Genomic DNA, 11,732 nt, shown 5'->3' with positions numbered 1-11,732 from the left:
CTGGGGCCATCGAGCGACCGGGCCGGACAAGCGGCCCCCGACTGGTTATCATGGCGGCGTTTCTTTGCGGACTGCCACCATGGTTGATTCTTACGACGACTCCCTCGATACGGGAGAAAAAAGCAAATCTCAGGTCAAACGCGAGTTGCATGCGCTGGTTGACCTCGGCGAGCGCCTGACCACACTCAAGCCTGATCTGGTCGCCAAACTGCCCTTGACCGACGCTCTGCGCCGGGCACTGGCCGATGCGCCCAAGCACACCGCGAACATCGCGCGCAAACGGCATCTGCAGTTCATCGGCAAGCTGATGCGCGACCAGGACACTGACGCGATTCTGATTTTGCTCGATCAACTCGATGCCTCCACTCGCCAGTACAACGAGCGTTTCCATAATCTGGAACGCTGGCGTGACCGCCTGATCGCGGGCGATGACGCCGTGCTGGAGAAATTCGTCATCGAGTACCCCGACGCCGATCGCCAGCAATTGCGTTCCCTGATCCGTCAGGCCCAGCACGAGGTTGCGCAAAACAAACCGCCTGCTTCGAGCCGCAAGATCTTCAAGTACATTCGGGAGCTGGACGAGACTCAACGCGGCCTGCGTTGATAATCGCCACCGGGTGGCCGTTCTGCGCGCCACCCGACAGCCCCCCTCTTCTTATGCGCCCGTGCCACCCACGGTGATCGCATCGATTTTCAGCGTTGGCTGGCCGACACCCACCGGCACCGACTGCCCATCCTTGCCGCATGTGCCCACACCGCTGTCCAGCGCCAGATCGTTACCGACCATCGACACCCGGCTCATCGCCTCGGGGCCGTTGCCGATCAACGTCGCGCCTTTGACTGGCGCAGTGATCTTGCCGTCCTCGATCAAGTACGCCTCGCTGGTGGAGAACACGAACTTGCCGCTGGTGATATCGACCTGACCGCCGCCGAGGTTGGCGCAGTAGATGCCTTTTTTCACCGAAGCGATGATTTCCGCCGGATCGCTTTCGCCGCCGAGCATGTAGGTGTTGGTCATCCGCGGCATCGGCAGATGCGCATAGGATTCGCGGCGACCGTTACCGGTGCGCGCCACGCCCATCAGGCGCGCGTTGAGCTTGTCTTGCATGTAACCCTTGAGCACGCCGTTTTCGATCAGCGTGGTGCACTCGGTCGGTGTGCCTTCGTCATCGACGCTCAGCGAACCGCGACGGCCGCTCAGGGTGCCGTCGTCGACGATGGTGCAGAGTTTCGAGGCAACCATTTCGCCCATGCGCCCGCTGTAGGCAGAACTGCCCTTGCGGTTGAAATCGCCTTCCAGGCCATGACCGACCGCCTCGTGCAGCAGCACGCCGGACCAGCCTGAACCCAGCACCACCGGCAGGGTGCCGGCCGGTGCCGGAATCGCTTCCAGATTGACCAGCGCCTGACGCAGCGCCTCACGGGCATAGCCCATGGCGCGGTCTTCGGCGAGGAAATAGCGGTAATCGGTACGCCCACCACCGCCATGCCCGCCACGCTCGCGACGGCCATTCTGCTCAACGATGACGCTGACGTTGAAGCGCACCAGCGGCCGCACATCGGCGGCCAGGCCACCATCAGTGGACGCCACCAGAATCCGCTCCCAGACCCCGGCCATGCTCACGCTGACCTGCTGGATACGCGGATCGAGCGCGCGCGTAGCCACGTCGATACGCTTGAGCAGCTCGACCTTCTCGGCGCGACTGAGCACTTCCAGCGGATTGTCCGGAGCGTACAGTTGCGCGACATCCTGAGTGCTGAACGCCTGCACCGTGCCATTCTGCCCGGCGCGGGAGATCGAGCGCGCGGCGCGGGCCGCTGCGCCGAGGGCTTCGAGGGTGATCGCGTTGCTGTAGGCAAAACCGGTTTTCTCACCGGACTGTGCGCGCACGCCGACGCCTTGATCGAGGTTGAAGCTGCCTTCCTTGACGATGCCGTCTTCCAGCGACCATGACTCGGAAATCTGGCCCTGGAAATACAGGTCGGCGGCATCGATGCCCGGCCCGGCCAGATCGCCGAGCACATCTTGCAGGCTCTCGATCGTGACACCGCCGGGTGCCAACAGGTGATCACTGACTGAGGACAACAACTCGCTCATAGGTTTACGCCTTAAATTCGTGTTCTGAAGCAGGCCGCTGGGCGCCCTGCGAGAAAAACCGCCGATGACGCGTCACCGGCATGCGCGCCCGGATGGACGCCTGTTCATCGCTGTCGCGGGCGGCCAACAACACCGCCTCGCCTTGATCCTTCTGGGCCAGCACACGCCCCCACGGGTCGACAATCGCCGCATGCCCGAAGGTCTCGCGCGGCCCTGGATGGCTGCCGCCCTGCGCCGCCGCCAGCACATAACATTGTGTCTCGATGGCTCGTGCACGGATGAGCACATCCCAATGCGCGGCGCCGGTTACGGCGGTAAAGGCCGACGGTGCGGTAATCAACTCGGCACCGGCGGCGCGCAATTCACTGTACAGCTCCGGGAAGCGCAAGTCGTAACACACGCTCAGACCAACGCGCCCCACCGGTGTGTCCGCCACCACCACGCCACTGCCATAAGCATAGTCATCGGATTCACGATACCGGCCGCGATTGTCGGCAACATCGACATCGAACAGATGCAGCTTGTCATAGCGCGCGACGATCTCACCGTGTTCATTGATCAACAGCGAGCAGGCATTGGCTTTGGCCGTGGGTTGACCCAGCGGTGGCAACGGTAATGTACCGGCAACTATCCATAAGGTGAGGTCGCGGGCGGTCTGTTTCAACCAGGGCAGGATCGGCCCTTCGCCCAACGCTTCCGCACGACCGATGTCGGCGACATCGCGACGGCCCATCGCAGCGAAGTTCTCTGGCAGCACCGCCAGCTTCGCGCCGCCGGCCGCAGCCTGTTCAAGCAGGCGCCGGGCCTGAGCCAGATTGGCCAGCACGTCGCTCTGGCTGACCATTTGAATCACTGCTAAAGACATGGCCGCTCCTCGGGATTTGCATAAGACTGTGCTGGAGCTGCCGCAGGCTGCGATCTTTTGATTTTTTTTAAGAGCCAGATCAAAAGATCGCAGCCTGCGGCAGCTCCTACAGGAGTAGTGTCTGTTAGTTAAAAAGGCTTGTCGAAGGTGATTTTCGGCTCTTTCCATGGGCCTTTGACGGTGTACTTCACGCTGGCAAAGCGCGCCACGCGGTCACCGATCAGCTTGTCGATGAGGAACAGCGCGCCGCCGACCGCCGGTGCGCCGACGAGCAGCGCGGCGATCGGCAGGTTGTTGGTCACCGGCAGCGTCACCAGCAATTTCGCATCGACCTTGTCACCCACCAGATCCAGCGTGCCGTCCAGCTCAAGGTTGCTCGAAGGCCCGGTCAGGCGAATCGGCTCACGGGTCACATACACCCCGTTGGTGGCCACCAGCAGCCCTTTGACCCGGTCGTAGCTCAAGCCTTTGCCGAACAGGTCGGAGAAGTCCAGGCGCAGACGCCGGCCGATCGAGTTGAAGTTGAGCAGGCCGAACACTCGCAGCGCCTGAGCACCGCCCTCCACTTCAACAAACTGACCCTTGTTCAGCGACGCATCGAGGGTGCCGGAGAAGCGCTTGGTCGCCAGCCACGCCGGCGAGCCCGGCCAACGGCCGTCGACATCCATGTGGAATTCTTCGCTGGTCACGCTCGGCGCGAAGCCCCAACCTTTGAGCACGTCAGCCAGATTCTTGCCGCCGACCCGACCTTTGTACCAACTGCTGGTCGCGCCCGGCGCGCCTTCCCAGCCACCGTTGCCTTGCAGGAGGATTCCCTTGAGCCCCATGTCGAGGTTATTCAGGGCGATGCCCTTGGCGGTCGGCCGTACTTTCAGCGACCAGCCCCCGACCAGATCGGGGCCCAGAAACAACTGGTTGAGGGTGATATCCAGCGCCGGTATTTTCGTCGGATCGACCGATGCCAGCGGATCCGGCGCGTTCTCGTCAGCCTGCACCGTCGGGTCCGGCGCCGGCAGTTTCACGTACTGAAGATTCACCGCGATCGGCACGCCCTTGGCGTCCGGCAGGCTGGCGCTGCCCTTGGCTTGCTGGCTGTCGAGGGCCAGACTCCATGCGCCGGGCTTGCGATTGATCTGCACCGAGGCCTGATCCAGCGTGGTGCCGAATGCCGTCAGCTTGCCGACTTTGATATCAGCGCTGCTGAGCAATTGCCTGGCGCTGCCGCCCGGATCCTGCCCGGCGTACTTGCTGGCCAGATCCTGCCATGGCGCGACGTCCAGTTCAGACAGCACCCCGCGAATCCGCAGGCCCTTGGCCCCCGGCAACACCGCTTCGCCGGCGCCGAGAAACAGCTCGCCACGGCCATCGGCGAAATCGCTCGGAGGCGCGGCAAAGGTGAAATTGGCCAGTTGATCGTAATTGACCCAGTAACGCCGCTCCTGGCCTTGCAAGGTCATGCGGAACACGGTGTCCCGCCCGACATCGGCGGCCATGCCGAACGGCGCCGGCAGATCCACCGCGACACCCTTGAGGCTGGAGCTGACCATCAACTGGCTGTCGGCCCCGGAAAGATTAAGTTGCAACTGATACGGAATCGTCCCCGATACTGGCAGCGGTTGGGTGACGCCCAGCCAGTCGGTGAGCTTTTTGACTTCGACCTGACCCGACGCAGCCACCCGAGTCTTGATCTGATTGGGGCTGCCATCAGCGAAGATCTGCGCAGTGACCGGCTTGTCGAAGGCTCGCGCAGTAATGTTCTGGCCGCTGAGGCCCTTGTTACTGTCGAAGCGGAAACCGCCCTTGAGCTGGCTCAGTTCCAGCTTGGGTTCGGCCAGTTTCAGCCGCGCATTGGCCGTTTTGAAATCGACAAGGATTTTCGGCTGTTCGCCCTTGCCCAGCGGAATGTCCAGTTTGAGCTTGCCGTTCAGATCACCCGAGCCCTCCCAACCGGCAAACGTTTCGCCAGTGCCGATCGGCGCGTCCTGAAGAATCTTCAAACCATCGCCCAGGCCACCGGCAAACGCGCCATCGAGCAACAGATGGCTGTTCTGCCCGGCCGGTACGTGAGGAATATTGACGAAGACATCGCTGACTTGCGTATCGAGCAATTGGCCTTTGCTGGCCCAGATACGCACGCCGCTGTCTTCGATGAACACATCACCACTGACTTTGCTCACATGCGGCCAGCCTGGCTGAAACGCCAGTTCGGCGTCATGTACCTTGAAGAAAAGGCTGATGCTGCGGTCAGCCTCGCCGGCGTTTTTGCTCAGCGAGCCCTGATACTGGAAGAATCCCTGATCCACCGCGCCTTTGAGGATCGCGGTGCGCAACCACTCATCCAGCGCCGGGCTCAACACCGCCGGCAGGTATTTCGCGGTGTAGCGACCGTCGCCATCGACCAGGCCGACACGCAGGTCCATGTAGTCTTCCTGGCTGTGGTCGAAGTGCAGGCGAATGAGGAAATCGCCGGCAATCTTGCCCTCCTCGCCCAGCACTTTCAGGTACGGCGCAATGAGGGTGAAACCGTCCTTGTCGAGCTTCCAGGTCAACCTCGCATTGGCCTGCAGGTATTGCCACGGCTTGGCGAAGATCGGATCGAGGTGCAGGACAAAATCCTTGCTGTCCAGGCGCAACTCGCCGCCGTCGAGATTGCCGCTGAGGCTGCCGCTGACATTTCGCGCCGCCGGAGCGCCGTGATACGCGTCGAAACCGACGTTATCGAGATTGGCGGCAAAGCCGAATTTACTGCCATCGGTAGCCGTCGGCCGGAAATCCAGCAGGACGTTGCGCAGGCCGCCGGTGACCTTCAAACGCTCAACCACCGTGGCGAAACTCTGCGGCAGTGGCCCCAGCGCGTTGAGCAGCGGTGTGATCGGCGTCAGATCAAGGCGATCGGCCTGTAGATGCCAGAGCTCTCCGGCGTTGGCGCTGGCCCGGCTTTGTTGCACCTGTACACGCGATTCCCAGCGGGTTTCGCCAAAGCTCATTGCCAGCGAATCAAGGGTGACACGCGCACCCTCGGCACTGTTGCGGTAGTAGGCGTTCAGCGCCAGATTGTTGATCTGGATCGGCTCGCGCTCGGCGTAGGCGCCCGTGACTTGCGGTGCATTCAGGCGCAACGCGGCGCTCTGCAATGCGCCTTCGGCCCAGTCGACCCAGAGTTCGCCGCCGGCCTTGATCTCGGAAAAATTCCATTGCTGGGTCAGGCGCTCGGGCAGCCATTTCGACCAGTCGCTCTGCGGCAGGCTGGCGTAACCGTCGATGTTGCTGTTCTGCCATTGATCAGGTCGCAGCCGGGTACGCAGGCTCAACGCGACAGGCTGGCCATCGGGCAGGGTCAGACGCGCATCGAGACGCTGGCGACTGGCGCCGGTGCGCAGATTGAGGCCGACATAAGTGAGCGTCATGGGCGGGTGATCAAGCGGTTGCAGGGTGACCTGGCTATCGAGCACCGACAGTTGCTTTATCATCTGCGAGCGCTGGAACAGTTGCGGCGCGTCGAACGGTTGATCCTTCTGCACCGGCAGGCCTTCCAGCGCCCAGGTACCGTCTTCGGCTTCCTTGAGGCTGATCTTCAATCCGTTGAGTTCGATATGTGCGAGGCGCACCTCGCGGGCGAGCACACTGGCCCATAGATCCGGGACGACCCGAACACGATCCAGGCGCAGTGCGTTGGCGCCATCGCCGACCATAACGTCATGGGCCAGCAGGATCGGCGCAAAACCGCTCCAGTTACCCTCAAGCTCACCGATCTGCAAGGGCATGCCGAGGGCGGCGCTGGCCTTGTCTTCGATGTCGGCGCGGTATTCGGCCACCAGTGGCGTCAGCTCGCGGCCGAGGCTGACGTACAACGCCATCAACACCAGAACCAACGCGCACAGGCCCAGCCCCCAACGGGTGATTGCGGCCAGAATGCGTGTCAGACGCTCCATGTCAGTTGGCTCCCATGGCAAAAATACTGCGAAAAGCTGAGGCCAGCCGCGTTGAATGAAGGGTGATGCAGGGCTTCAGAGCAGCACCACATCATATTGTTCCTGGGAATACATGGTTTCGACCTGGAAGCGTATGGTGCGACCGATGAAGCCTTCAAGCTCGGCGACGTTACCGGACTCTTCGTCGAGTAGACGGTCGACCACTTTCTGGTTGGCCAGCACTCGGTAACCCTCGGCCTGATAGGCTCGGGCCTCGCGCAGAATTTCGCGGAAGATCTCGTAACAGATGGTTTCAGCGGTCTTCAGTTTGCCCCGCCCCTGGCAACTGCTGCACGGTTCGCACAGCACCTGTTCAAGGCTTTCGCGGGTGCGCTTGCGAGTCATCTGCACCAGGCCCAGCTCGGTGATGCCGATGATGTTGGTCTTGGCGTGATCGCGCTCCAGTTGTTTCTCCAGCGTGCGCAGGACTTGACGCTGGTGCTCTTCATCTTCCATGTCGATGAAGTCGATGATGATGATCCCGCCAAGGTTGCGCAGGCGCATCTGCCGGGCAATCGCCGTGGCCGCCTCGAGATTGGTTTTGAAAATGGTTTCTTCGAGATTGCGGTGACCAACGAACGCCCCGGTGTTGACGTCGATGGTGGTCATGGCTTCCGCCGGATCGATGACCAGATAACCGCCGGACTTCAGCGGCACCTTGCGCTCCAACGCGCGCTGGATTTCGTCTTCGACGCCGTACAGATCGAAAATCGGCCGTTCGCCTGGGTAGTGCTCCAGACGATCAGCGATTTCCGGCATCAGTTCGGCGACGAACTGTGTGGTTTTCTGGAAAGTTTCCCGCGAGTCGATGCGGATCTTCTCGATCTTCGGATTGACCAGATCACGCAGCGTACGCAGGGCCAGGCCGAGGTCTTCGTAAATCACGCTCGGCGCGGCGATGGTCTTGATTTGTTCGTTGATCTGATCCCAGAGTCGCCGCAGGTAGCGGATGTCCATGAGGATTTCATCAGCGCCCGCCCCTTCAGCGGCTGTGCGCAGAATGAAACCGCCGGCTTCCTTGATGCCTTCTTTGGCCACGCAATCGCTGACCACCTGCTTGAGGCGCTCGCGCTCGGCTTCGTCTTCGATCTTCAGGGAAATGCCAACGTGGGCAGTGCGCGGCATGTACACCAGATACCGCGAAGGGATTGACAGTTGTGTGGTCAGGCGTGCGCCTTTGGAGCCGATCGGGTCTTTGGTGACCTGCACCACCAGGCTCTGGCCTTCGTGCACCAGCGAACTGATGCTTTCCACCGCCGGGCCTTCGCGCAAGGAAATCTCGGCGGCGTGAATGAACGCCGCGCGATCAAGGCCGATGTCGACAAATGCCGCCTGCATGCCCGGCAGGACACGAACGATCTTGCCTTTATAGATGTTGCCGACGATCCCGCGTTTCTGCGTGCGCTCGACGTGGACTTCTTGCAGCACACCGTTTTCGACCACCGCCACGCGCGACTCCATCGGCGTGATGTTGATCAGAATCTCTTCACTCATGGCAGGATCTCGTTCAGGCATGTTCACGATAGTGGCCGCATCTGGATTCGTACGACGCTCAGGGCGTGTTCAGGTTTTGCCAACAGGGTATGCCGAAATGGCCCAACACCTCGCAGGTTTCGCACAACGGCAGGCCGACCACCGCCGAATAGCTGCCGTCGAGCCCGGCGACAAACACCGCACCCAGGCCTTGAATGCCATAGCCGCCGGCCTTGTCGCGCGGTTCGCCACTGGCCCAGTAGACGGCCGCCTCTTCGAGGCTGATCGGGCGAAAACGCACTAGACTGCGCACCACCCGCGACTCGCAGCGCTCGCCTTCAAGCACGGCGATGGCGGTCAGCACTTCGTGTTCGTTGCCGGACAACATCATCAGCATGGCGCATGCATCGGCTTCGTCCACCGGTTTGCCAAGAATTTTGCCGTCGAGCACGACAGCGGTGTCGGCGCCGAGCACGCAGAACGGCTGCTCAGAGACGACCGAGCGGCGACCGGCCTCAGCCTTGCCACGCGCCAGGCGTTCGACATAGGCCGAAGGGGATTCTTCAGGAAGCGGGGTTTCGTCGATATCCGCGCTGATTGCGGAAAACTGCACGCCGATCTGCGTGAGCAATTCACGGCGACGCGGTGAGCCGGAGGCGAGGTAAAGCAGTTTCATCAAAACATCTCCCTGTTCAGTGCCCTGCTTCACCGGCTCAATAGATTCTGTAGCGTCGGCACATTCCGCGAAGGGCGAAGCTGACCCATGGCCAGAGCAAGGCACTGACCAGCGCCGGCAAGACCAGCGCCAAAGTTGGCTGGCGGTTGCCGGTCAAGGCGCTGAGCCACAGTTGCGCCAGTTGCGCGAGGCCAAAGATCACCAGGATCACCAGGCACTGTTGCCACATCGGGAACATGCGCAGACGCTGCTGCAACGACAATACCAGGAAGGTAATCAGGGTCAGGATCAGCGCGTTCTGCCCGAGCAGGTCGCCCTGCAGAACATCTTCGGCCAACCCCAGACAGAACGCCGTGACCATGCCGACCGTGTGCGGCATGTACAGCGCCCAGAAGGTCACGAGCAAGGCCAGCCACAGCGGGCGAAGGATTTCCATGAAGATTGGCAATGGTGAAACGCTGAGCAGGATGCCGACGAAGAACGTCAGCCAGATCATCCAGCCGTTTGCGGATTTTTTCGCGCCGACCATTATTCTCGTCCCCCGGTAGTCGCTGGCGGTTTCGCCGGTGGTTTGCTGGCGGCCGGTGGTTTGGCAGCGGCCGGAGCGGCAGCGGGCGGCTTGCTCGCGGCGGGCCTGGCGGGTGTGGCGGCAGGCGCTGCAGCTTCGGCGGCCGGCGTTGCGGTAGCGGTCGAAGGCGTGGCGGGCATGATCAACGGTTTCGGCACGCTGGCCGGCAACATCGGGCCGCCGCCGTGGGCATCGAGCAGTTCCTGAGCCTGGGCCGCGTCATTGGCGCGCTCCTCGGCAGTGCGGCTGTCGCTGAACACCAGCAACAGGTAACGGCTGCGGTTCAGGGCGGCGGTCGGCACGGCGCGAACAATGGCAAACGGTTGGCCGGAGTCGTGGATGACTTCTTTTACCGTCGCCACCGGATAACCGGCCGGGAAACGCTGGCCGAGGCCGGAACTGACCAGCAGATCGCCTTCCTTGATGTCCGCCGTGTCGGCGACATGACGCAATTCCAGGCGTTCCGGGTTGCCGGTGCCACTGGCAATCGCGCGCAAACCGTTACGGTTCACCTGCACGGGAATGCTGTGGGTGGTGTCGGTCAGCAGCAGGACGCGCGAGGTGTAGGGCATCAATTCAACCACCTGCCCCATCAACCCGCGTGCATCGAGCACCGGTTGGCCGAGCACCACGCCGTCGCGCTCACCTTTATTGATGATGATGCGATGGGTGAAGGGGTTGGGATCCATGCCGATCAACTCGGCGACTTCGACCTTTTCGTTGACCAGGGCTGAGGAATTGAGCAACTCGCGCAGCCGAACGTTCTGCTCGGTCAGGGCCGCGAGCTTTTGCATGCGTCCCTGCAACAGCAGGTTTTCGGTCTTGAGTTTTTCGTTTTCGGCGACGAGCTCGGTGCGGCTGCCGAACTGACTGGCGACGCCTTCCCACAAGCGACCGGGCAGATCAGTGATCCAGTAGGCGTCCATGAGCACCAGCGACGCTTGCTTGCGCGCGGGCTTGAGCAGGTCGAAACGTGCATCGACCACCATCAGCGCGACCGCGAGCACGGCCAGCACCAACAGGCGCACGCCCAACGAAGGGCCTTTGGTGAAAAGCGGTTTAATAAGCCGCTCCTCCCAGGCAAATGTTCTGTTTATTCATACGGCATCAAACCGGCCTGGATGAAGACTGACAGAAGATAAACGCCAACAGGCAGCACTGCAAAGTGCTGCCTGTGCGCTCACCCACGTATTGCAATCGGCGACTTACTCGCTCGAGAGCAGATCCATGGTGTGCTTATCCATCATTTCCAGCGCACGGCCACCGCCGCGAGCCACACAGGTCAACGGGTCTTCGGCAACGATCACCGGCAGACCCGTCTCTTGCGCCAGCAGCTTGTCGAGGTCACGCAGCAGCGCGCCACCACCGGTCAGCACCAGACCACGCTCGGCGATGTCGGAAGCCAGTTCCGGCGGCGATTGCTCCAGCGCGCTTTTCACGGCCTGAACGATGGTTGCCAGCGACTCTTGCAGAGCTTCGAGCACTTCGTTGGAGTTCAGGGTGAATGCGCGTGGAACGCCTTCGGCCAGGTTGCGGCCGCGAACATCGACTTCGCGAACTTCGCCGCCCGGGTAGGCCGTACCGATTTCCTGTTTGATGCGCTCTGCGGTGGATTCACCGATCAGGCTGCCGTAGTTGCGGCGCACGTAGGTGATGATCGCTTCGTCGAAACGGTCGCCGCCGACACGTACGGATTCGGCATAAACCACACCGTTCAGGGAGATCAGGGCGATTTCAGTGGTACCACCACCGATGTCCACGACCATCGAACCGCGCGCTTCCTCAACCGGCAGACCGGCACCGATCGCAGCAGCCATCGGCTCTTCGATCAGGAACACTTCACGGGCACCGGCGCCAAGGGCCGATTCACGGATGGCACGACGCTCAACCTGGGTGGACTTGCAGGGAACGCAGATCAGCACGCGTGGGCTGGGCTGCAGGAAACTGTTTTCGTGAACCTTGTTGATAAAGTACTGCAGCATCTTTTCGCAGACGCTGAAATCGGCGATCACGCCATCCTTCATCGGACGAATGGCAGCAATGTTGCCCGGCGTACGGCCGAGCATGCGCTTGGCCTCGGT

9 protein-coding genes are annotated in these 11,732 nt (G+C 61.8%); 1 reads left to right on the top strand and 8 read right to left on the bottom strand.

Annotation, left to right across the window (positions count from 1 at the left end):
* Nucleotides 1-79 precede the first annotated feature (79 nt).
* Nucleotides 80-604 carry a ribosome biogenesis factor YjgA gene (gene yjgA, locus ACIGDJ_RS26050; RefSeq protein ID WP_101159236.1) on the top strand — a complete coding sequence of 175 codons (525 nt, stop codon included), beginning with the start codon at nucleotides 80-82 and terminating at the stop codon, nucleotides 602-604.
* A 51-nt stretch (nucleotides 605-655) separates the two neighbouring features.
* Here yjgA and tldD read toward each other — a convergent pair whose 3' ends face one another.
* The 8 genes from tldD to mreB form a co-directional block, all read right to left on the bottom strand.
* Nucleotides 656-2,098, bottom strand: coding sequence for a metalloprotease TldD (gene tldD, locus ACIGDJ_RS26045; RefSeq protein WP_101159235.1), 1,443 nt, complete (start codon nucleotides 2,096-2,098; stop codon nucleotides 656-658).
* A gap of 4 nt (nucleotides 2,099-2,102) precedes the next feature.
* On the bottom strand, nucleotides 2,103-2,963 hold the full coding sequence (locus tag ACIGDJ_RS26040; protein ID WP_397480013.1) for a carbon-nitrogen hydrolase family protein: 861 nt from the start codon (nucleotides 2,961-2,963) through the stop codon (nucleotides 2,103-2,105).
* 128 nt (nucleotides 2,964-3,091) lie between these two features.
* A complete protein-coding gene (locus ACIGDJ_RS26035; protein WP_397480012.1) occupies nucleotides 3,092-6,895 on the bottom strand; it encodes a YhdP family protein in 3,804 nt (1,267 codons plus the stop codon).
* A 75-nt stretch (nucleotides 6,896-6,970) separates the two neighbouring features.
* On the bottom strand, nucleotides 6,971-8,428 hold the full coding sequence (gene rng, locus ACIGDJ_RS26030; protein ID WP_016771696.1) for a ribonuclease G: 1,458 nt from the start codon (nucleotides 8,426-8,428) through the stop codon (nucleotides 6,971-6,973).
* Nucleotides 8,429-8,486: 58 nt separating this feature from the next.
* Nucleotides 8,487-9,083: a Maf family protein gene (locus ACIGDJ_RS26025; RefSeq protein ID WP_312995159.1), complete on the bottom strand. Its 597-nt coding sequence runs from the start codon at nucleotides 9,081-9,083 to the stop codon at nucleotides 8,487-8,489.
* 37 nt (nucleotides 9,084-9,120) lie between these two features.
* Nucleotides 9,121-9,612 (bottom strand): rod shape-determining protein MreD, encoded by a 492-nt coding sequence (mreD, locus tag ACIGDJ_RS26020; RefSeq protein WP_042608773.1) that lies wholly within the window; start codon nucleotides 9,610-9,612, stop codon nucleotides 9,121-9,123.
* Entirely contained in the window at nucleotides 9,612-10,715 is a 1,104-nt protein-coding gene (mreC, locus tag ACIGDJ_RS26015; RefSeq protein ID WP_101159231.1) for a rod shape-determining protein MreC, read from the bottom strand. The genes mreD and mreC overlap by 1 nt, the downstream gene beginning before the upstream one ends.
* Before the next feature lie 141 nt (nucleotides 10,716-10,856).
* The coding region (gene mreB, locus ACIGDJ_RS26010; protein WP_397504657.1) for a rod shape-determining protein MreB at nucleotides 10,857-11,732 on the bottom strand (876 nt) is incomplete at its 5' end.

The organism is Pseudomonas sp. NPDC079367 (assembly GCF_044542195.1).
In the GTDB taxonomy this organism is placed as follows: domain Bacteria; phylum Pseudomonadota; class Gammaproteobacteria; order Pseudomonadales; family Pseudomonadaceae; genus Aquipseudomonas.
This window is presented reverse-complemented; position numbering and strand designations above follow the sequence as displayed.

Excerpts from the sequence above, each read along its gene's own strand:
- rng (WP_016771696.1), bottom strand. The coding sequence starts at position 8,428 with ATGAGTGAAGAGATTCTGATCAACATCACGCCGATGGAGTCGCGCGTG.
- ACIGDJ_RS26035 (WP_397480012.1), bottom strand. The coding sequence starts at position 6,895 with ATGGAGCGTCTGACACGCATTCTGGCCGCAATCACCCGTTGGGGGCTG.
- ACIGDJ_RS26040 (WP_397480013.1), bottom strand. The coding sequence starts at position 2,963 with ATGTCTTTAGCAGTGATTCAAATGGTCAGCCAGAGCGACGTGCTGGCC.
- ACIGDJ_RS26025 (WP_312995159.1), bottom strand. The coding sequence starts at position 9,083 with ATGAAACTGCTTTACCTCGCCTCCGGCTCACCGCGTCGCCGTGAATTG.
- mreD (WP_042608773.1), bottom strand. The coding sequence starts at position 9,612 with ATGGTCGGCGCGAAAAAATCCGCAAACGGCTGGATGATCTGGCTGACG.
- yjgA (WP_101159236.1), top strand. The coding sequence starts at position 80 with ATGGTTGATTCTTACGACGACTCCCTCGATACGGGAGAAAAAAGCAAA.
- tldD (WP_101159235.1), bottom strand. The coding sequence starts at position 2,098 with ATGAGCGAGTTGTTGTCCTCAGTCAGTGATCACCTGTTGGCACCCGGC.